Source organism: Nocardia sp. NPDC020380 (assembly GCF_044386975.1).
Classification (GTDB): domain Bacteria; phylum Actinomycetota; class Actinomycetes; order Mycobacteriales; family Mycobacteriaceae; genus Nocardia.
Window position 1 is genome coordinate 551988 of sequence record NZ_JBIRVQ010000007.1, and the last position, 20720, is coordinate 572707.

At 68.2% G+C, this 20720-nt stretch carries 22 protein-coding genes; 7 read left to right on the forward strand and 15 right to left on the reverse strand.

From position 1 onward, the window contains the following. Positions 1–4: 4 nt before the first annotated feature. The 4 genes from ACH438_RS22150 to lysX form a co-directional block, all read right to left on the reverse strand. Entirely contained in the window at positions 5–331 is a 327-nt protein-coding gene (locus ACH438_RS22150; protein WP_397008025.1) for a hypothetical protein, read from the reverse strand. Between the two features lie 102 nt (positions 332–433). Beyond that, on the reverse strand, positions 434–1063 hold the full coding sequence (locus tag ACH438_RS22155; protein ID WP_397008027.1) for a histidine phosphatase family protein: 630 nt from the start codon (positions 1061–1063) through the stop codon (positions 434–436). Between the two features lie 15 nt (positions 1064–1078). Beyond that, a complete protein-coding gene (locus ACH438_RS22160; protein ID WP_397008029.1) occupies positions 1079–1291 on the reverse strand; it encodes a hypothetical protein in 213 nt (70 codons plus the stop codon). A 136-nt stretch (positions 1292–1427) separates the two neighbouring features. Beyond that, a complete protein-coding gene (lysX, locus tag ACH438_RS22165; protein WP_397008031.1) occupies positions 1428–4817 on the reverse strand; it encodes a bifunctional lysylphosphatidylglycerol synthetase/lysine--tRNA ligase LysX in 3390 nt (1129 codons plus the stop codon). A gap of 130 nt (positions 4818–4947) precedes the next feature. Between lysX and ACH438_RS22170 the strand changes: the two genes are divergently transcribed. After that, the gene (locus tag ACH438_RS22170; protein WP_397008033.1) at positions 4948–5169 is read left to right on the forward strand and encodes an RNA-binding S4 domain-containing protein; all 222 of its coding nucleotides are present in this window, start codon (positions 4948–4950) and stop codon (positions 5167–5169) included. Positions 5170–5360: 191 nt separating this feature from the next. Here ACH438_RS22170 and rraA read toward each other — a convergent pair whose 3' ends face one another. Continuing rightward, positions 5361–5849, reverse strand: a complete 489-nt coding sequence (gene rraA / locus ACH438_RS22175) for a ribonuclease E activity regulator RraA (RefSeq protein ID WP_397008035.1) — start codon at positions 5847–5849, stop codon at positions 5361–5363. A 4-nt stretch (positions 5850–5853) separates the two neighbouring features. Continuing rightward, a complete protein-coding gene (locus ACH438_RS22180) occupies positions 5854–6360 on the reverse strand; it encodes a nitroreductase family deazaflavin-dependent oxidoreductase (RefSeq protein WP_397008037.1) in 507 nt (168 codons plus the stop codon). Positions 6361–6475: 115 nt separating this feature from the next. Here ACH438_RS22180 and ACH438_RS22185 point away from each other — a divergent pair, with 115 nt between their 5' ends. After that, complete coding sequence (locus tag ACH438_RS22185; protein ID WP_397008039.1) at positions 6476–8368, forward strand: serine/threonine-protein kinase; 1893 nt, start codon at positions 6476–6478, stop codon at positions 8366–8368. Here ACH438_RS22185 and ACH438_RS22190 read toward each other — a convergent pair. From ACH438_RS22190 to ACH438_RS22225, 8 genes are all read right to left on the reverse strand, one after another. Beyond that, on the reverse strand, positions 8338–8793 hold the full coding sequence (locus tag ACH438_RS22190) for a DUF1707 and DUF4190 domain-containing protein (protein ID WP_397008041.1): 456 nt from the start codon (positions 8791–8793) through the stop codon (positions 8338–8340). The two genes, ACH438_RS22185 and ACH438_RS22190, sit on opposite strands and share 31 nt — an antisense overlap. Positions 8794–8876: 83 nt before the next feature. Then, positions 8877–9266 carry a DUF5313 family protein gene (locus tag ACH438_RS22195; protein ID WP_397008043.1) on the reverse strand — a complete coding sequence of 130 codons (390 nt, stop codon included), beginning with the start codon at positions 9264–9266 and terminating at the stop codon, positions 8877–8879. 93 nt (positions 9267–9359) lie between these two features. Then, positions 9360–9821, reverse strand: coding sequence for an SRPBCC family protein (locus ACH438_RS22200; RefSeq protein ID WP_397008045.1), 462 nt, complete (start codon positions 9819–9821; stop codon positions 9360–9362). Positions 9822–9902: 81 nt separating this feature from the next. Continuing rightward, positions 9903–10871: a copper resistance D family protein gene (locus tag ACH438_RS22205; RefSeq protein ID WP_397008047.1), complete on the reverse strand. Its 969-nt coding sequence runs from the start codon at positions 10869–10871 to the stop codon at positions 9903–9905. After that, entirely contained in the window at positions 10868–11404 is a 537-nt protein-coding gene (locus ACH438_RS22210) for a copper resistance protein CopC (protein WP_397008248.1), read from the reverse strand. The genes ACH438_RS22205 and ACH438_RS22210 overlap by 4 nt, the downstream gene beginning before the upstream one ends. A gap of 2 nt (positions 11405–11406) precedes the next feature. Continuing rightward, positions 11407–12060: a YcnI family protein gene (locus tag ACH438_RS22215; protein WP_397008049.1), complete on the reverse strand. Its 654-nt coding sequence runs from the start codon at positions 12058–12060 to the stop codon at positions 11407–11409. 47 nt (positions 12061–12107) lie between these two features. Then, positions 12108–12755 (reverse strand): hypothetical protein, encoded by a 648-nt coding sequence (locus tag ACH438_RS22220; protein ID WP_397008051.1) that lies wholly within the window; start codon positions 12753–12755, stop codon positions 12108–12110. Positions 12756–12767: 12 nt separating this feature from the next. After that, positions 12768–13406 (reverse strand): DUF6474 family protein, encoded by a 639-nt coding sequence (locus tag ACH438_RS22225; RefSeq protein WP_397008053.1) that lies wholly within the window; start codon positions 13404–13406, stop codon positions 12768–12770. A 181-nt stretch (positions 13407–13587) separates the two neighbouring features. Between ACH438_RS22225 and ACH438_RS22230 the strand changes: the two genes are divergently transcribed. The 3 genes from ACH438_RS22230 (at position 13588) to ACH438_RS22240 (ending at position 17772) form a co-directional block, all read left to right on the forward strand. Continuing rightward, complete coding sequence (locus ACH438_RS22230) at positions 13588–15291, forward strand: TM0106 family RecB-like putative nuclease (RefSeq protein ID WP_397008055.1); 1704 nt, start codon at positions 13588–13590, stop codon at positions 15289–15291. Then, entirely contained in the window at positions 15288–17243 is a 1956-nt protein-coding gene (htpG, locus tag ACH438_RS22235) for a molecular chaperone HtpG (protein WP_397008057.1), read from the forward strand. Before ACH438_RS22230 ends, htpG begins: the two co-directional genes overlap by 4 nt. 328 nt (positions 17244–17571) lie before the next feature. Further along, entirely contained in the window at positions 17572–17772 is a 201-nt protein-coding gene (locus ACH438_RS22240; RefSeq protein WP_033085228.1) for a cold-shock protein, read from the forward strand. A 324-nt stretch (positions 17773–18096) separates the two neighbouring features. Here the strand turns inward: ACH438_RS22240 and ACH438_RS22245 are convergent, their stop codons facing one another. Continuing rightward, positions 18097–18864 carry an SDR family NAD(P)-dependent oxidoreductase gene (locus ACH438_RS22245; protein ID WP_397008059.1) on the reverse strand — a complete coding sequence of 256 codons (768 nt, stop codon included), beginning with the start codon at positions 18862–18864 and terminating at the stop codon, positions 18097–18099. A 265-nt stretch (positions 18865–19129) separates the two neighbouring features. Between ACH438_RS22245 and ACH438_RS22250 the strand changes: the two genes are divergently transcribed. Further along, on the forward strand, positions 19130–20041 hold the full coding sequence (locus ACH438_RS22250; protein ID WP_397008061.1) for an SDR family NAD(P)-dependent oxidoreductase: 912 nt from the start codon (positions 19130–19132) through the stop codon (positions 20039–20041). 27 nt (positions 20042–20068) lie between these two features. Beyond that, complete coding sequence (locus tag ACH438_RS22255) at positions 20069–20716, forward strand: TetR/AcrR family transcriptional regulator (RefSeq protein WP_397008063.1); 648 nt, start codon at positions 20069–20071, stop codon at positions 20714–20716. The last annotated feature ends 4 nt before the right edge of the window (positions 20717–20720 follow it).

Genomic DNA, 20720 nt, shown 5'->3' on the forward strand with positions numbered 1-20720 from the left:
CGATCTAGAGGCCGGCGGAACCGGTGTCCGGCAGCAGACCCTGCAGCGGGCCGCCGGGGTTGTTCCAGCCACCGCCGTTGTCCCCGCCGTTGTTGTTCCAGCCACCGTCGTGGTCGTGGTGGTGCCAGTCGTGGTGATCGTTCCAGTCCACCAGCGTGGCCTGCGTCGGCGCGGCCGCCGGCTGCGTGGCCACCGGAGCCGGGGCGCTCGTATTGTCCGGGGTGGCGGCCGTGGCCGGAATGGCAACGAAAGCGAGCGGGACGGCCGCCAGGGCGCCGGCGGCGGCGATCCGGAGAGCCAGACGGCGGCGGGGCTTCGGAGAAGCGTTCATCGCAGAGCCTTCTTTCTGTGGTAATTCGGAGCCACTTTCAGTGCCTCACGAATACCTATCTCACGGCCCGGCGCTGGGAGCGCCGTTGGATCGAGCTGCGAGTCAGCTGTCAGAGTCAGGCCGAGCGGTCCGATTTCGCGGTAACAAGTCCCATACATGCCCGTTTTCATTGATGGTGGCCGCTGTTCGCTTGCCACTCCGCGAATACAGGACACGCGTGATCGAGCAATAGTCGATGGGAAATGTCAACGGCCGCGCCAGGCCGAGCACGTCCTGTAGCAGCACATTCACCACGCCGCCGTGCGCGAACGCCAGCACGGTCTCGTCATGGCCCGCCGCGGCGACGATCGCGTCGACAGCGGCGAAAACTCGCCGCTGAAATGCCGGTCCGTCGATCTGCTCGGGCAGATATCCGGCCTTGATCCGTTCGTAGACTTCGGCGAAATCGCGTTGCGCGTCCTCGATCGGAATATAGGCGGGCAGTTCCCGATCGTATTCGGCCAGCCCGTCCACGATTTCGATCTCCAGCCCCAGCTTTTCGGCTGTGGGCCGGGCGGTTTCGCGCGCCCGCAACTGCGGGCTGCTCACCACCCGCGCAATCCGGTGCGACGCGAGCGCGGCCGGCACCCGCGCGGCCTGCTCACGCCCGATCTCGGTGAGATCCGGATCGGCTGCCCCCGCAACCTCGGTGACGCGCTGCGGCTGGGCATGCCGGACAAGGATCAACTGCACCCCACCACTGTGCCATTACCGGCGGCGACGGCCCGTCATCAGGTACACCAGCCCGAGGACCAGCACGATCACGCCGATGCAGCAGACCGCGGAGAACATCCAGAAACTGCCGCCGCGCCGGCTGCTGCGCCGGGACGCGACATTCTCCAGCGCGGCATTCCAGGTATCGGGATGCGCCCAGGTCGAATGATCGAGCAGCGCGGCCTGATGCAGCACATCTAGGTACATGGGAACCCCAATCGTCGGTCGGTGGCCCTCCTCCCGGGGCCGAATCCCACACTAGCCAGCGAATACGCCCGGCGAATCAGGGTCTTCCCTGGGTGTGCACGGACACTTCCCCGCGCACACCCAGTTTCGTGCCGACTCAGGCCGAGGTACGCGGTTTCACCAGCGGGAACGGCAGGGTCTCGCGGATGCTGCGGCCGGTGATCAGCATGATCACGCGGTCCACGCCCACGCCCAGGCCACCGGTGGGCGGCATGGCGTGCTCGAGGGCCTGCAGGAAGTCCTCGTCCAGTTCCATGGCCTCCGGGTCGCCGCCCGCGGCGAGCATCGACTGATCGGTGAGGCGGCGGCGCTGCTCGACCGGATCGGTCAATTCGCTGTAGGCCGTACCGAGTTCGACGCCCCAGGCCACCAGGTCCCAGCGTTCGGTGACGCCCGCGATGCTGCGGTGCGCCCGGGTCAGCGGGGAGACGGAGGTGGGGAAGTCGATGTAGAAGGTGGGTTCCTGGGTCTCGGATTCCACCAGGTGCTCGTACATCTCCAGCACGATCTGCCCGGCGTCCCAGCCCAGCTGGTAGGGGACCTCGGCCTGATCGCAGAGCAGGCGGAGCTTCTCCTCGTCGGTGTCGGGCGTGATGACCTCGCCGATCTTCTCGGAGACGGCGCCGTGCACGGTCTTCACCGGCCAGTCGCCGGAGATGTCGACCTCGGCGAGGGTGCCGTCGGCCTGCGGGCGCAGCGCCACCATCTTGCCGTTGGCGGCCAGCGCGGCCTCCTGGATGAGCTGGCGGCAGGCGTGCATCATGCGCTCGTAATCACTGTGCGCCTCATAGGCTTCCAGGATCGTGAACTCGGGGTTGTGGCTGTAGTCGACGCCCTCGTTGCGGAAGACGCGGCCCAGTTCGAACACCTTCTCCATGCCGCCCACGCACAGTTTCTTCAGGTACAGCTCGGGGGCGATGCGCAGGTACAGGTCGAGATCGTAGGCATTGATGTGGGTGGTGAACGGGGTGGCGTTGGCGCCGCCGTGCACCTGCTGCAGCACGGGGGTCTCGACCTCGAGGAATCCCCAGCCGTGCAACGTGTCCCGCAGCGAGCGCACCACGGCGCTGCGCTTGGCCATCACCTCGCGGATATCGGTGTTGATGGCCATGTCCACGTACCGCTGCCGGACCCGGGCCTCCGGATCGGAGAGGCCGCGCCACTTGTCGGGCAGCGGGTGCAGGCATTTGCCGATCATCCGCCAGTCCTGGGCGAGCAGGGAGAGCTCGCCGTTGCGGCTGTGGCCGATCTGGCCGCTCACCTCGACCAGGTCGCCGAGGTCGAAGTACTGGCCGAATTCGTCGCTGCGGTCCGCGCCGACCCGGCCGCGGTCGATGACCAGCTGGATATCGCCGGACCAGTCGCGCAGCAGCGCGAAGAGGACGCCACCGTAATCACGAATTCGCAAGAGCCGCCCGGCAACTCGCACCGTGGTGCCCAGCGGCGACTGCCGGGCCGCGGTCACCGTGTGGGTGGGCGGGTAGGCGATCGGGTAGGCGTCGATGCCGCGCTCGTTGAGCCGGTCGAGCTTGTCCATGCGCACCCGCACCTGTTCGGGGCGGCGCGGACCGGCTTCGGCGAGCTCCTCCGGCGGCAGGTCCGGCGGGCTGCCGTCGGCGTGCAGGCCGGTCATGGTGGGCGGCACCGACGGGCGCAGACCGGTGTGCGCGGAGGCGTCGTGCTCGCGGCCGATGCGCGGCAGGAAGCCCTCCGCGAGGGCGCTGGCGAGGGCGACGCGCACCAGCTGGCGGCGTTCCTCGAACATGGAGAAGCGCGGCACCCAGACCGGCTGGTATTTCACGTTGGAGCGGTACAGCGCCTCCAGCTGATACCAGCGGGAGAAGAACATGAGCACCGAACGCCACAGGCGCAGCACGGGTCCCGCGCCGATGCGGCCGCCCTCTTCGAAGACGGCGCGGAAGACCGCGAAGTTCAGCGAGATCTTGGTGATGCCGTACTGCTCGGAGCTGAGCGCGAGCCGCGAGATCATGAGTTCCATGAGCCCGTTGGGGCCGCTGCGGTCCCGTCGCATGAGGTCGAGGGAGACGCCGGTGCGGCCCCACGGGACCAGGGACAGCATGCCGAGCACGCGGTCGGGTTCAGCGGAGTCGGCCGAAGGCTGTCCGTTGAGGGTGGTGGTGGGCCGACGGGCGGGCGCGACGGCCTCGACGAGCAGGCAGTCGCCGTCGAGCGGGTCGCCGAGCCGGTCCAGGGCCATGGAGAAACCGCGTTCGGTCTCGGAGTCGCGCCAGGAGTCGGCGCGCTTCATGACCTCGCGCATCTCCTCGGTGGAGACCTCCTTGTGCCGGCGCACGCGGACCGTGATGCCTTGCTTCGCAAGACGATTCGCGGCCTGCCGGACCTGTTTCATGTCCGGGCCGGCGAGCGAGAAGGTGCGGGTTTCGAGGATGGCTTCGTCGCCGAGGCGCAGGGCGGTGAGGCCGGCGCGGCGGTAGGCGGTGGCGCCGAGCTCGCTGGCGCCCATGACGGCCGGCGCCCAGCCGTACTGGTCGGCGAGGCGCAGCCAGGCGTCGATGGCGTGCGGCCAGGACTCCTTCAGGCCGATGGGGTCGCCGGAGGCGAGGCAGACGCCCATTTCGACGCGGTAGGTGACGGCGGCCTTGCCGCTGGGCGCGAAGACGACCGCCTTGTCGCGGCGGGTGGCGAAGTAGCCGAGCGAGTCCTCGACGTCGGAGCGTTCGATCAGGCCGCGGAGGGCGGATTCGTCGAGCCCGGTGAGCGCGTTGGAGGCGCGCTGCGACCGGAACAGCACCATGATGGCGGCCAGCAGCGCGACCGCGCCGAACAGGCCGAGCAGCAGGTTCACCAGGTGCGGCGGATGGCCGTCGAAGTTGTCGTTGCTGACCAGGATGGTGGCGGTGACGCGGGAGACCGCCCACAGGGCGCGTTCGGCGTGATCCGGCAGGCTGCCCGGGAACAGTTCGACGAGTCCCCAGCCGACCAGGCAGCCGAGGGCGATCCCGCCGGCGAGCACGCCGCCCGCGCGCCACACCGCGGCGCGCTGCACGTGCGTATAGAACTCGGACCAGGCGGCGATCAGCACGCCGATGACGGCGAGGTGCACGAACATGGCGACGAGCGCGTTGATGCCGCCGTCACCGCCGGCGAAGTCGAGGGCGTTGGCGAGCGCGAAGGCCGCCATGTATCCGACGAGCAGCCACCAGGCGATGCGTTTCCGGCTGGCGGTCGCACCGGCGAGCAGGCCGACGACCAGCGCCCACACCAGTGAGGTGTCGGGGGCGTCGAAGTAATAGGAGTCGATGTAGTGCCGCAGGTCGGCGGTGATGTAGCGGACGCCGGGGGAGATGCTCCACCAGAAGCACAGCACGGCGAAGATGCCGAGCACGAGTCCGGCGATGTGCGGTACTTCGCGGAAGCGGCCGTGCCCGCGGTGCGGCACCTCGATCGACCGGGTGTCGGGTCTGTGGTCGCTGTCCTGGTGTTTCCGGTCCTGCGTCGAAGTCACCGCACCAGTGTGTATGTTGCCGTTGCCCATGTGCACTCAGAACCCGGTTCGTGTCTCGGAGCCGCCCGGTACGCGAGGGTCGCGGGGGCTGGGTTTGGAGTCCCGGATGCCGCGGGTGAGGATGTACCCCATGTCGGATCCAGTCGATGTCCCGATCGAGGACGATGTCATTCGGCTCGGCCAGTTCCTGAAACTGGCGAACCTCATCGATTCCGGTGCGGAAGCCAAGACCGTCATTGCGGAGGGTCTGGTCCGGGTGAACGACGAGGTCGAGTTCAGGCGCGGCCGGCAGCTACATGCCGGTGATGTCGTCGTCCTCGCCGGCCACAAGGTTCGGGTCACCAGCGCCTGATCACCACTCCACGCGGGCACACAGCCTCCATTTCGCTCTCGGAAAACACGGCTTCCACCACCCTGCGCCGGGGACTTCGCCCGCCGGAGTCGATCTTGGCGGGTAAAGGCGGGGAAACCCCCTGTGAGTTTCCGTAGAGTTGGCTCCCTGAAAGCTTCACGGGGGCCTCTGAACTGCGGTAAAACGCTGGATCAGGCTTCGGCGCGGACGACGACGCCGTCGGGGTCGCTGTAGAGCATGTCGCCGGGAACGAAAGTGACGCCGCCGAATTCGACGGGAATGTCCTTGTCGCCGGATCCGGTCTGGGTGCTCTTGCGCGGGTTGGTGCCGAGGGCCTTGAGCCCGATGGGCAGCGTGCGCAGGATCGCCGAGTCGCGGACGGCGCCGTTGACGACGACCCCGGCCCAGCCGTTGTCGACGCCGCGGCCCGCGATGATGTCGCCGACGAGCGCGGTGTGCACGCTCGCGCCGCCGTCGACGACCAGCACCCGGCCTGCGCCCGGTTCGCCGAGCGTCTGCTTGACCAGGAGGTTGTCCTGGAAGCAGCGAATCGTCACGATGCGGCCCGCGAACGTGTCGTGGCCGCCGAACTGGATGAACTGGGTGTCACAGCTGCGGATCTCGGGGCCGATCTCGTCGGCCAGGTCCGCGGTGGCCACCGCGTTAGCTGATTCGGTCACGTGCCTATCTTGTCAGGGCGAAAATGCGCAAGTCGCGTGTGGTGCGGTTGCGGTAGGCGGTGTACGCCTCGGTGGTCTCGGCGAACCGGTCGAAGACGCCCTGCTTGCGGTCCTCGTCGGTGACGAGGGTGGCGGTGACCGGAATGTGGTGTCCGGCGATGGCGACCTCGGCGGCCGGATTGGCGAGCAGGTTGCCGGTCCACGCGGGGTGGTGTTCCTGCCCGAAGTTGGAGCCGATGACGTAGAGCGTGTCCCCGTCGTGCACGTACAGCAGTGGCGTGGTGCGAGGTTCGCCGGATTTGCGGCCGATGGTGGTGAGCAGGATGACGGGCGCGCCGATGGGCCCGAGGATCGTGTACTTGCCGGCGGTGCGTTCCAGCACCTTCCGGTCCAGCGGGGTGAGCTTCCGGATCACCAGTGACCCGAGCTTGGTGGCGGCGAACGGACTGGCGATGCGCGACAGCAGATTCGTGCGCGAGCCCCAGATGCTTTCGGGGAACTGATCGGTCATGGCTCGGACCTTAGCCGTAAACGCGCGCCCTCACCGCACCGTAATCGGCGGGTGCCGGACGCCGGGCGGGCGCATACTTGCGGCACCCGCTGGGCATTTCGGGGAGGGCAGGACTGTGGAACCGGCGATCGATCGGGATCCCGCAGAGGATGCCGACCACCGCAGCACGCTGATCGCGAGCCAGGGGACGCGGGAGTCCTTGGCGGGCATCGAAGTCGGTGATCGGGTGGACGATTTCGATCTGCTGGTGGAATTGGGCAGCGGCGCTTTCGCACGTGTGTTCCTGGCCCGGCAGCGGTCCATGCAGCGTCTGGTGGCGGTGAAGATCTCGCAGGATCACGGCACCGAGTCGGAGACGCTGGCGCAGCTGGATCACGAGCACATCGTGCGCGTGTTCGATCAGCGGCTGCTGGCGGACAACGAACTGAAACTGCTGTACATGCAATATCTTCCGGGCGGCACGTTGTCGAAGGTGCTGAGCCTGGTACGCGCTCGGCCGCCGGCGCAGCGGGACGGCGGGCTGCTGCTGGAGGCGGTGGACGCGTCCATGCGGGATCGCGGGGGCCTGGTGCCGAGCGAATCCGCGACGCGCAGCGAGCTCGCGGCCCGGAGCTGGCCGGAAACCGTTGCGTGGCTGGGCAGCCGGTTGGCGCGGGCGCTGGATTACGCGTCCGCGAACGGGGTGCTGCATCGCGATATCAAACCGGCGAATGTGCTGCTCACCGCGGACGGCGCACCGAAACTGGCCGATTTCAATATCAGTTTCAGTCAGCAGGTGGCCGGGACGAGTCCGCTCGCGTATTTCGGCGGTTCCCTGGCCTACATGTCGCCGGAGCAGCTGGCCGCCTGTCACCCGCAATTACCGGACACCGCAGCCGATCTCGACGGCCGTAGTGATACGTACGCGCTGGGTGTGGTGCTGTGGGAGCTGCTCACCGGCCACCGCCCGTTCGACGACGAGGCGCGGGCCGGGGATTCCGAATCCTCCCTGGAGCGCATGCTGCGCTTGCGGCAGCATGCCGTCGATCCCGGTGAGCTGCCGCCGGATTGCCCGCCCACCCTGCGCCGGGTGCTGCTGAAATGCCTGGCGCCGCGCCGGGCGGACCGCTGGCCGTCGGGTGCGGCGCTGGCCCAGCAGCTGGAGCTGTCCCTGGACGCGCGGGCACGGGATCTGGTGGATCCACCGCCGGGGAGCCTGCGCGCCAGGGTGGGTCCGTGGGCGCTGGTGCTGCTCATCACGGCGGCCAGTGTCTTCGGTGACCTGCTCGGCATGCTGTACAGCAATCTGCACAATCATCCGCTGTTCCAGCTCTGGTTCACGCCGGGGGAGCGGGCGAGCATGCAGGCGGTGGGTCTGTCGCTGGCGTTGGTGACGACGCCGGCGGCCATGGTGATCACGAATGTGCTGTGCCGCCGCGCGTTCCTGGTGTGGCGGGGTGTGCGGCGCGGCCGGGACTACGATCCGGCGACGCTGGCCGCGGCGCGCCGGGACACCTTGATCGACGGCGATCGGGTGGCGCTGATGGCGTTCGGTTGGTGGGTGGTCTCGGCGGTGGTCGCCGCGGTCGCGCTGGTGGGCTGGACCGATCTGGCTCCGGCCCGGATCGCGAATCTGGCCGTGACGCTGCTGGTTTCGGGGGCGATCGCGGTGGCGTACCCGTTCTTCGTGGTGAATTTCTTCGTGGTGCGCTGTTTCTATCCGCGGTTGCTGCGGCACGGGGAGACGGCCAGTGATCATGAGGCGCTGCGGGCGCTGGGCCGCCGGTGCACGCTGTATCTGGCGGTGGCGGTGGCGATTCCGCTGCTCGGCGTGGTGACCGGGCTGATGTCGCTGACCGGGCTGGAGGGTGCGCTGGAGCTGACGCCGATCAAATGGTTGTGCGTGGTGGGCGCGCTGGGTTTCCTCGGCGACTACTGGTTGTTCCGGCAGACGGAGGCGGATCTACGGGCCTTCGAGCGCGCGGTGTCGGCGCCGGTTCATCGGAAGACGCCGGCGCCTTTGATGTAGAGCCAGCCGAAGATGAGCATCCACATGGCGCCGACCGCGAGTCCGGCGATGGCGAATCCCTTGTCGTCGCGGCGATCCGGGTCGACGGTGAGGGCGATGAGCCCGAGCACCACGGCCGGGACTGCCGTGAGTCCGCAGAGGAAGCCGAGTACCCCGAGCACGAAGGCGGTGATCCCCATACCGTGCGTGCGCGGAGCGGCCGGTTGGTAGAACGTCGGGGAAACCGCGCGCTGCCACGGTAATCCGGTCATGACCGCGTCGAGGTCGGCGAAGGTGCGGGCATTGAGCGCGTATCCGATGCGTTCGGACAATTCGTCCGCATTGATGCGCCCGGCTTGGAAATTCTGTTTGAGTGCTTCGATCGCGCGTTCCCGATCCGCGTCGCCCGCGTAGAAATGCCCGCTCGCCCAGTGAGGTTCCATCATGGTTCTCCGTCGAACCGAGGCCGGAATTGCTTTGCCCCAGCGTATTCCTTTGCGCGGGTGCGACGCTCGAATCGAGATGCGGATTACAGGTTTCCGCTGGGTGGATGCTGTTGCCGGTAGGCGGCGCGGGCGGCGGCTTCGCGTTGCCGGCGGTCGAGGTCGGCGAGGGCCGGATCGAGCCCGTGCTTGATGAGCCGGTTGCGCCGGAACACATAGGTGAGTGCGGCGGTGAAGTAGATGAGCGGAATGTAGAGCAGCGCCATCATGGCGAGGCCCATCCAGAGTGGCCCGGGGATGAGCAGGAACAGGCACAGCACCGGAATGATCGGCAGCAGGATGCGCAGCATGTAGCGGCGGGTGGCGCCGGGGCCGGTGATGTCGTCGAGTACCCAGGCGGAGAGGGAGGGCGGCAGGGTGCGGCCGCAGATGTAGCCCAGCCGCTGGAGGGGTGTCGGAGCACTGCGTTCGGGCATGCGTCCAGGATCCCTGGTGCGGGTCGGGGCGGACAACCTCGGGGCCGGCGGCTCTGGCGGCCCCGCCCGGAGGGCAAGGGAGGGTGCCGGTGGTCAGGCGTTGGTGCGTTCGGCGTGGTAGGCGCTGACCTGGGTGACCAGGTTGTGGGTGGAGCCCTTCACGGCGAGCTTGACGAAGGGTTCGATGGTCTTGCCGAGGATCTTGCCCGCGAAGCCGCCCGGCACCCGGTAGTCGACGATGGCGTCGATGGTGCAGGATTCCTCGCCCTTGTCGTGGAAGAGGAAGGTGGATTCGATCTCGAAGCCCTTGATGGATTTCACGGCGATGGCGTAGCCGGGTTCGTGCCGCACGATCTTGATGGTGGAGTGCAGGGTGACGGGCCCGAGCGAGATGGTGCCGTCGAAGGTGGCGTCCACGCCTTCGGTCTGTTCGGTGAGCGGCGTGAAGGCGCTGATCTCATTGATGAATTTCGGCAGGTGCCGGTAATCGTTGACGTAGGCGAAGGCCGATTCGGCCGAGGCGGCGCAATCCGCGACGATCTTGACTTCGGTCATGGCAGAGACAGTAACGGGTTCCAATTCCACCCGCAGACGACGTGGTGGAGGCCACTGTGCGCCCGACCGGCCGGTTCACGGTCAGGCGGTGACGGCCAGGGTGCCCGCCAGCCCGAAGGCCACGGCCATCACCAGCACCTCGAAAATCGCACGGCGCAACGACGATTCGGCGCTCATCCGATGGTCCTCGGCGATCGGCACCCAGCGGCGCCGCAACCACCAGCCGAGCCCCAGCAGTGCGGCGAGAATCACAGTCTTGGCGAGCAGGATCCGCCCGTACCCGGTGGTCACGAACGGGGTCAGTCCGTGCTCGTGCACCAGCGCGTTGATCACCCCGGTCACCGTCACGGTGGCGGCCAGCGGCAGCGCCCACTGCGAGAACCGCGGCAGCAGCACCGCCCATTCGCCGCGGGTGCGCACGGTCAGCGCGAGTGCCAGCAGCAGCCCGAACCAGGCGGCCGCGGCCAGCGCGTGCACGGCCCCCAGCACCGACCCGAAGGTCTGCTGCGACATGTGCCCGGTGATGGGCCGCAGCGCCAGCGTCACCGCCGTGAAGACCAGCACCAGATCGGGAGTCGCCCGGTCGGGACTGCGGAAACCGAAGGCGCTGTACGCCGTGACCGCGCCGCACCCGATGAGCAGTGCGATCCCGATCTGCCCGCCGCTCGCGGTCGAGAGGTAGTCCCCGAGCTGCGGCGCGCTCAGCCGATGCGCCGGAATGCCTTGCACTTCAGCGGCTTCCAGCACCAGCATGGTGAATTCCAGTGCCGTCCACAGGGCCGCGATCACCGTGAGCAACCGCCAGCGCGGCTGCAGTCGCACGGACAGCCGGGGCAGCGCGGCCAGGCCGAGCACGATCGCGCCCGCCAGGTCGGCGCCGGCCCGCACCGCCGCCTCGTCCTGCACCGGATCATTACCGGCGAGTGCCCAGCCCACCGCCGCACCGGCGAGGCCGAGCGGGACGACCAGGAGCAGCGTCCACCGCAGTGAGCTGCTGCCGCCGGTCGTCCCGCGCTCCCGGCGGCGATCGGTGCGGTCGGACCGGTTCACTTGGCCTGCTTGCCCCGCCCGCCGAACAGCGCGAAGGCCAGGCCGCCGCCGAACAGCACGACCGCGCCCACGATGAACACCCACAGCGGCACGCCGCCGCCGCTCGAGCCGCCCTCGGACTTGGCCGCGCTGTCGGCCTTCGGGCCCGGAGTGCCGTTGCCCGCCTTGGTCAGCGTGAAGGTGCGCACGCCGCTGACCGGATGCCCGTCCGCGGAAGTGACCCGGTAGGCGACCTTGTATTCACCGACGGGCCCGAGCTCGCCGACCTGGATGCTGATGGTCGGCCCGGTGATGGTGGGTTCACCCTTCGACCACAGGTTGCCGTCCGGCCCGCTGACCGTCATGGACGGGAACGCGGTCTGCAGGTTCTCGTTGAACGTGATGCTCGCCTGCGCCGGCGAGGCGTCGATCTGCGCGCCGTTGTCGGGGCTGGAGCTCACCGGCACCGAATGCGCGTTCGCCACACCGCCGCCCAGCAATGCGAAGCCGAGCGCCAGCAGCCCGGTCACCAATCCGGCGAGCAGTCTCCGCATGTTCACGACCGGCGGCTTCGGATGACGGTGCCCAGTCCGAGCGCCGCGCCCAGCGCACCGAGCGCGAGGCCGATGCCGCCGAGCCAGCGAGCGGTGTCGTCGGTGCTCTTGCTGTCGGCGGCGGCTTCGGGGGCGGGCCCGCCGTCGTCGTCACCGCCCTTGCTCGCGGCGAGGGTCAGCAGGGGCGCGGGGTTCTCGGGTTCGCTGCCGTCCTTGCCCATGGGCTCGTTCCAGTTCACGATCTTGCCGTCGCTGTAGGTCTGGACGGCGTTGAAGGTGACCTTGTCCTGTTTGGGCAGCGGCCCGACGGCGATGGCGAAGCGCTGGAACTGATCCGGCGCGATGCCCGGGTTGCCGGGGTTGGCGGTCCAGGTGACGCCGGTGATGTCGCCCTGCGGGCTCTTCTCCAGTGCGGCGGTCCAGCCCGGAATCGGTTCGGTGCGAGCGCTCTTCAGGCTGGGCAGCGCGATGGTGACCTTGGTGGTGGTGGCCGTCGCCGACTCGTCCGGCACCCGGAAGGTGGCGACCGCGTAGCCGCCCTGTGTCGCACCGGGCGCGTCCACGACGACGTGCGCGGACGCGATGCCCGCCCCGAACAGGGTGAGACCGGTGACTGCGCCGCCGGTGACGAGCGCGCGCGAAAGGGAGGTGTGCATGAATGAATTGCCTTCTCTGACGAAAGGTTACGGGGAGTGAGCAGGGTTCACGCCGTAACCGGTGGCGCGCGCGGCCCGATCGCGCCCAGTCCGAGAAGGGTTTTCGGGGTACCGGCCGACCGCGTCCACGGCGCCCGCACTCCGCCCGCCGCTTGCGCCCGCGGCCGGGTCAGCACAACCCGGACCGCCTGCGACACAAGCGCATACAGCCGTTCGGCGATGAGGATCAGCAGCGCGCAGGCAACCGCCGCGGCGGCGTGTGCGGCCGCCATCATCCCGTCCATCGCGAATCCCGTTGCGCCGAAACCCATCGTCCCCGCGCCGTGCTCGTGCGACATGGAGCCGCTCAGCACGGTGTGGCAGGCGGGCTGCCCGAGCGTCATCAGCGCGGGCAGCGTCCACGCCGACCGCAGTGTCCCCGCGCCCGCCCCGAGCGCGAGGGCAGCCAGCGCCAGCAGCGTGAGCCCGGACGTGTCGGGATACCCGCCGCCCGCGAGCCCGTGCGCCGCGACCGCGAGGGCCGCCATGGCAAGCCCTGTCAGCCCGCCGCGCACCGCCCGGACTTCGTGCGCGTCGGCCGCGCCCGAGTGCCTTGCCCAGCGGGCTGAGATCGGCTTCGCGGTGTGACCGTTTCCGCGTACGCCGACCGGGCGCGGCGGTGAGGCCTGGCCGGTCGTGGGTGCGCGGTGGTGCATCGGGGGACGAGCTCAGTTCACGCCGAGGCGTGCGAGCACGTCGGCTTCGATGCCGGAGAGCTCGTTGGAGATGGAGGCGTGCACGGCGCGGCGGCGCGGCACCGGCATCTGGGCGGCGGTGCGGATGGCGGCGGCCAGGCTGTCCAGGCGGTCGCGGGTGGCGGCGGTGAACTTCTTCGTCTCCACGTCGGAGTTCTTGCGTTCCAGATCGTTCAGCGTGGATTCGATGCCGGCCAGCCGGGCCTGCAGTTTGGCGCCGGGCCCGGAGAATTCGCCGAGCTGGTCGAGGCCGACGCCGAGCTGCTGGGCGCGGCGGGTGTCGAGCTGCCCGCGCAGCAGGGTGGCGCCGCGGTAGGCGAGGGGTGCGAGCACCGGCAGCAGCAGGCGCGCCACGCCGAGGTACTTGCGGACCGACGCCACGCTGAACAGATCCCGTTCGGCCTTGGCGGCGAGTTTCAGCGCGGCCTTCTCCTCGGCGTTGAGCTTGGCGATCTCGGCCTTGGCGACCTGGCGCTCGGTGCGGGCGCTGGCGCGATTCTTCTTCCGCTCGTTGCGAGCCCCGAGCTTGGCCTCCACCGAGGCCTTGTGCTTGAGGGCTTTCGCCTCGGCTCGGCGGCTGACCCGCTTCTTGCGCTTGGTGAACAACCCCATTGGTGGCCTCCGTCATGCTGGTTCGCCATGGCAGCACAGGGCCGGGGGAAATGCCTGTCCGCCCATGAAACACAGTGTGCGAATCACCCTAACGGTACGGGTGGCGGTTACACCGGCACACCCCTGTTCGAGGTCGCGAATTCGACTCATCAGTGCACCGGTTGGGGGCGGGGGACGGGGTATGTCGGGGGTTGAGGCCATACTTCTAGGCGTGTATTCGGGCATCGGTGACCATGGCGAGCGGGCCGCGTTTCTGGACGCGCGCGCGTTGATCGGGTGCCGGCACCGGCTTTTCCTGGACGCCCACCACCCAGGGGTGCTGACCGGAGTGGCCGAGGACGCCGGCGTGCAACAGCGGCGGGAGGCGGCGGCCCAGCATCGGTTACAGGTGCGGGACACGCTGGTCGCGGCCGATCCGGAGCGCTGGACGATCGTCGAGCCGGGGCAGCCGGCGGGGCAGCGGGCGGCGGCCACCATGGCCGCGATCGAGGCCGGGGCGGAACGCATCTGGGGTGGCCTGCTGCCGCAGGAGACCGATACGGGCCGGCGTGGCGGGTGCGAGATCCTGTGGCGGGATACGGATCGGGGCGGCTATATCCCGGTCATCGTGGTGAACCACAAGGTGACCGATCCGCGGCAGCCGGATCCGGCCGATCATCATCCGCTGACCAGCGACCTGTACCGCTGGAATCCGCAGCCGGACAAGCATGTCCGTACCCGCCCGCAGCCACGGGACCAGCAGCGGCTCGCGCATCTGTATCGGATGCTGCAGCGGCACGGGCAGGCCAGTCCGTCGCTGGCGGGCGGCGCGATCGGCTATCACTTCGACCGGATCCTGGTGCACGATCTGGGCCCGGTCCTCGACGATTACGACCGCCGCTACGCGGAGCGCATCGCGGTGGTGCGCGGGGAACTGCCGACGGTCCCGTCGAAGGTGCCCGAGTGCCGTCAATGCCCGTGGTGGACACGCGCTCCCGAGGAGGGCGGTCTCAGTTGTGAGAAGTGGCTGTCCGAGCATCGGGATGTGAGCCTGGTGGCGCCGGGTTCGCGCGCGGAGGTGCTGCGCCGGCACGGTGTGGAGACCATCGACGATCTGGCGGCCTGGACGGGCGACGATCCGGACGACTGGCAGTACGAGCCGTTCACGGAAACCATTGTCACGGCCCGCGCCTGGGCCACCGGCGCCCCGCTGGTGCGGCGGGTGGACCGGGTCCGGGTGACGCGCGCCGATGTCGAGGTGGATGTGGACCTGGAGAGTTTCCAGGAGCACGGCGCCTACCTGTGGGGCACCCTGCTCGACGGCGTGTACCGCCCGTTCGTCACCTGGGATCCGCTGCCCACCGAGGACGAGGGCCGCTCCTTCGCCGAGTTCTGGACCTGGCTCATGGAAGTGCGCGCGGACGCGGCGGCGACGGGCAGAACCTTTGCCGCCTACTGCTATTCGCGTACCGCCGAGGACAAGTGGCTGTACGAGTCGGCGCGGCGTTTCGCGGGCCGGCCGGGCGTGCCCACCGAGCGCGAGGTGCAGAAGTTCGTGGACGGCCCGCAGTGGGTGGACATGTTCCAGGCGGTGTCGGAGCAGTTCATCTGCCCGAACGGCAAGGGCCTCAAGAAGATCGCGCCGGTGGCGGGTTTCGCGTGGCGGGATCCGGAGGCGGGCGGTGAGGCGTCCATGTCCTGGTATCGGCTGGCGGTCGGTTACGACGGCGGCGAGCCGGACATGTCGCAGCGCACTCGCATCCTCGAATACAACGAGGACGATGTGCTGGCCACCAAGACGCTGCGGGATTGGATGACCGATCGGGCCGACGCGGAGGTGCCGGCCATCGCGGATTTCGCCCGCCGCCCCGCGGCGTCGGGAGCGGACAGTAATATCGCGTCGTGACCGAACACGTCGAACACCTGGAGTTTCAGGCCGAAACCCATCAGCTGCTCGAGCTGATGATTCACTCGGTCTATTCGAACAAGGACACCTTTCTTCGCGAGTTGATCTCGAACTCCTCGGACGCGCTGGACAAGCTGCGCATGGAGTCCTTCCGTGACAAGGACCTGCAGGCCGATATCTCGGATCTGCACATCGAGCTGGCCACCGACCGGGAGGCGCGCGTACTCACGGTGCGCGACAACGGCATCGGCATGTCCCGCGCCGAGGTCGTGGATCTGATCGGCACCCTGGCCAAGTCGGGGACCGCGCAGTTGCGCAAGCAGTTGCTGGAGACCAAGCCGGACACCGCGGCCGAGGAGTTGATCGGCCAGTTCGGTATCGGCTTCTACTCGACCTTCATGGTGGCCGACAAGGTCACGCTGAGCACCCGCAAGGCCGGTGAAACGACCGGTACGCGTTGGGAATCCGCGGCCGGCAGCCCGACCTACAGCATCGAGGAGCTGGCGGACGCCCCGCAGGGCACCACCGTCGAACTGCACCTGAAGCCGGCCGACGAGGACGATCACCTCTTCGACTACACGCAGGAGTGGAAGCTCCGCGAAATCGTCAAGAAGTACTCGGATTTCATCGCCTGGCCGATCCGCATGGATGTCACCCGCACCGTCATGGACGGTGAGGGCGAGGACAAGGTCGAGAAGGAACTCACCGAGACCCAGACCCTGAACTCGCAGAAGGCGTTGTGGACGCGCCCGAAGAGCGAGGTCTCGGACGAGGAGTACAAGGAGTTCTACAAGCACGTCTCGCACGCCTGGGACGATCCGCTGGAGATCATCCCGATGAAGGCGGAGGGCACCTTCGAGTATCAGGCGCTGCTGTTCCTGCCGCAGACCGCCCCGTTCGACCTGTTCACCCGCGAGCACAAGCGCGGTGTGCAGTTGTATGTGCGGCGGGTGTTCATCATGGACAACTGCGAAGAGCTGATGCCGGAGTACCTGCGCTTCGTGAAGGGCGTGGTCGACGCACAGGACCTGTCGCTCAATGTCTCCCGCGAGATCCTGCAGCAGGACCGGCAGATCCGGGCGATCCGCAAGCGCCTGGTGAAGAAGGTGCTGTCCACCGTCAAGGATCTGAAGAACGCCGAGGACCAGGAGAAGTACAAGACCTTCTGGCGCGAGTTCGGCCGGGTGCTCAAGGAGGGCATGCTCTCCGACACCGACAACCGCGAAACCATCCTGGCGGTCTCGTCTTTCGCGTCGACCCATTCGGAGACCGAGCAGACCACCCTCGCCGAGTATGTCGAGCGGATGCCGGAGAGCCAGCAGTCCATCTACTACCTGACCGGCGAATCCCGTCAGCAGATCGAGAATTCGCCGCATATGGAGGCGTTCCGGGCCAAGGGCCTGGAGGTGCTGGTGCTGACCGACCCGGTCGACGAGATGTGGGTGGGTTCGGTGCCGGAGTTCGACGGCAAGCCGATCCAGTCCATCGCCAAGGGCGAGATCGATCTGGAGTCCGAGGATGAGAAGAAGGCGTCGGAGGCGTTGCGGGAGCAGCAGGAGAAGGATTTCTCCGAGTTGCTCACCTGGATGCAGCAGGCCCTCGACGCCTCGGTGAAGGAAGTGCGATTGACCGCACGGCTCACCACTTCCCCGGCCTGCATCGTGGGCGATGTGTTCGATTTCACTCCGATGCTGGAGCGCATGTACCGCGCCTCGGGGCAGGAATTGCCCGACAGCAAGCGGATTCTGGAGCTGAACCCGGCCCATCCGTTGGTCACCGGACTGCGCGACGCGTACGCCGAACGCAAGGACGGCGACACCACCGGTCTGGCCGAGACGGCCGAACTGTTGTACGGCACAGCGGTTCTCGCGGAGGGCGGCGAGTTGAAGGATCCCGCGCAGTTCGCGCGCATCCTCGCGGAGCGCCTGACGAGCACCCTGCGGAACGCCTGACGAACCCGCTCTGAGCTGGACGCTTGTCCGGGCCCTCGCGGTGTCACCGCGGGGGCCCGGCTCATAGCAAGCGGGAATTGGTCATGCTTGGAAAATCACAACTGTGATGCCGGTTATGACCAGTGGATCTCGGGAACTTCACGCCCGCGCGTACGTTGTACGTCTTGGTCGTACGTTTTCGTGTTTGTGTTCAACTGCTCGCGCGGAACATTGTGCGGGCGTCGCTACACCTTGCAAGTCAAGTTGTCAGCCGCCTTCTGATTCGACCCGGCTGCCGCTACCGCGGCCGCCACGCAACAAAAGAGAAACACCTCGTCAGGAGAAGGTAATGGTTCAGGGCACCGTCAAGTGGTTCAACGCGGAGAAGGGCTACGGCTTCATCGCCCGCGAGGACGGCCCCGACGTTTTCGTTCACTACTCGGAGATCGAGGGCAACGGATACCGTCAGCTCGAGGAAGGCCAGGCGGTCTCCTTCGAGATCACCGAAGGCAAGAAGGGCCCGCAGGCCGCCGCAGTGCGTCCTCACTGACAAGAGGCCCCTCGCCCTCACTGATTCGGTCCGGACGCCCGCCTAGCGAGCGCCGCCCCGCTTCGAAACAACAAAGCCCGCACCGGGATTCGGTGCGGGCTTTGCTCGTTCCAGAGGATTCAGGTCTGTAACCCACCGACCTCAGCGGGGCATTGCCTTGTGGGCCAGGGGGATTGGGGATCCCGCCCCGCGTGGAGGTTGGGGCTCACCCTTACGCCGCCGGGGTTGGGGGTCCCACCCTCCTCTATGGGGGTGTGGGGGCTTGGCCCCCACATTCCCCTTCCCTTACGGGGGGTTCGGGGGCGAAGCCCCCGGGACCCAGCGTCAGCGCGGCGCCATGCGGAGGGCGCCGTCCATGCGGATGGTTTCGCCGTTGAGGTAGTCGTGCTCGGTGATGTACTGCGCGAGCTGCGCGTACTCGTCCGGCCGGCCCAGGCGGGACGGGAACGGCACGCCGGCCTCGAGGCCCTTGCGGTATTCCTCGGTGACGCCCGCGAGCATCGGGGTGTCGATGATGCCGGGCGCGATGGTGTTCACGCGGATGCCGAACTGCGCCAGGTCACGCGCGGCCGGGATGGTCATGCCGGCGACGCCGCCCTTGGAGGCGGAGTAGGCGATCTGCCCGATCTGGCCTTCGAACGCCGCCACGGAGGCGGTGTTGATGACCACGCCACGCTGCCCGTACTCGTCGACCGGGTCGGTCTTGGAGATGGCGTCGGCGGCGAGCCGCATGACATTGAAGGACCCGAGCAGGTTCACGGTGATGACGGTGCGGAACAGCTCGAGGTCGTGCGGTCCGTTCTTGGACAGGATGCGTCCCGCCCAGCCCACGCCGGCGCAGTTGACGACGATGCGCAGCGGCACACCGGATTCCACGACCGTGGCGACGGCGGCCGCCACCTCGTCACCGCTGGTGACATCGGTCGGGATCAGCGTGACGCCGGCCGGGACGCTGTCGCCGGCGCGTTCGATGGACTGCGGCAGGTCCAGTCCGAACACGGTCGCGCCCGCATCGGCGAACCGCTTGGCGGTGGCCGCGCCCAGCCCGGATGCGCCTCCGGTGATGATGGCGGCGGAGCCCGAAATCTCCACGGTGATTGGTCCTCTCTGACGTGGACGGCCCTCTCACTGGCCTTCCGTCAACAGCACCATAACGGGCCTGCCGATACGGACATTCGGGGGCCGGGTTGTGTCGCGGGCCATGTAGGAGTACTGGCGATGACTCCTGAGCTGCGGTTGTGCACCTTTCACAAGATCGCTCCGGGCGTGCGGCTCATGCGAACTCGGCGAGCATTCGCCCGCTCATGGGTCGAATTTCTGCGAACATGTGTGTTCGTCTAGTGGTACGGTGACTTCCATGAACGCCCGCACGGCCCGACGTCCGCGCCGTGGTCTCCTACGACCGGCTCCGCAGGTGGCCGGGAAACGCATTCTGGTCACGGGAGCGGCCCGCGGTATCGGCGCGGCCCTGGCCCGCCAGTTGCACGCGCACGGCGCGCATGTCGCCCTGCTCGGTATCGAGCAGGACCTGCTCGCGGAGGTGGCCGCCGAATGCGGTGATGCCCCGTGGCGCTATTGCGATATCGGTGATCCGGCGCAGGTGGAGCGCGTGATCAATTCTCTCGCAGCCGAATTGGGCGGTCTGGACGCGGTGGTCGCGAATGCCGGCATCGCCCGGCAGCTCTCGTTGCTGGGCGGCGATCCGACGATCATGGAGGAGACGCTCGCCGTCAATGTCCTCGGCGCCTACTACACGCTGCGCGCCGCGGGCCCGCACATCGCGCACCCGAACGGCTATGTGCTGCTGGTGACTTCGCTCGCCGCGGCCGTGCACCTGCCGTTGGCGGGCGCGTACAGCGCCTCCAAGGCCGCGGTCGAAGCGCTCGGCAACACCTTGCGAATAGAACTGCGGCACACCGGCGCTCGCGTCGGCATGGCCTATTTCGCGGAACTCGACACGGAGATGACGAGCCGCGGTTTCGGCACGGCGGCCGCGCGCGACATCCTGGGCCGTTCCACGGTTTCCGGTATCGCCCCGCTGGGCCCGGCCATCGATGCCATGGAGCAGGCCCTGGCCCGGCGTTCCCGCCGCATCGTGTCCCCGTATTGGGTGGGTGCGGTGCTCTGGTGTCGACCGCTGGCGCAACGTGTGATCGACTATGCGTTGCGGGGCGGCGTCGCGTCCGGATTGGATATCGCCCGTACCGAACCGGCGTCGTTCACCACCGATCAGCCCGCTCGTCCCCGCAGAATGAGGAAGCTCGCCTGACCACCCCGGCACAACGGAGTCCATCGCATGACCGATTCGGCCGTCACCGCCCGTCAGCTGCCCCGTGGCCGCCACGGGTTGCCCCGCGAGACCGTGGTCGCGGCGCAGCGTGACCGCATTCTGCTGGCCATGGCCGAGGCGATGACCGAGAACGGTTATGTCGGAACGCCGGTGGCCGCGGTCATCAAACGCGCGGGTGTCTCCCGCGAGACGTTCTATGAGCAATTCCGTTCCAAGGAGGACTGTTTCGAGGCCGCCTACGAGCGGGCCGCGGAACTCATGCTGACCGGTATCCTCGCCGCGACCGGTGAGGAGTTCGAGGACGAGACGCATGCCCACCGCATCGAACGCCTGCTCACCGCCTACTTGGACGCTCTCTCCGCGGAACCCGCCTACGCCCGCCTGTTCCTGGTGGAGGTGTACGCGGTCGGCACCGAGGCGATCGCCCGCCGCAGTCAGTTGCAGGAAACCTTCGTGGCGATGGTCGCCGATATTCTCGGCGCGGACACCGATGAACAGTTCTTCGCCTGCCAGATGCTGGTCGCCGCACTGAGTTCCATGGTCACCGCCCGGATCGCGGTGGGCGACCTGGACGGCTTGCGTGCCCTGCGCGAACCCCTGCTGGCCCTGATCCGCCGCAGCGGCGAATTGTTCGGCCTGCCGTTCGGGGACTGACGCT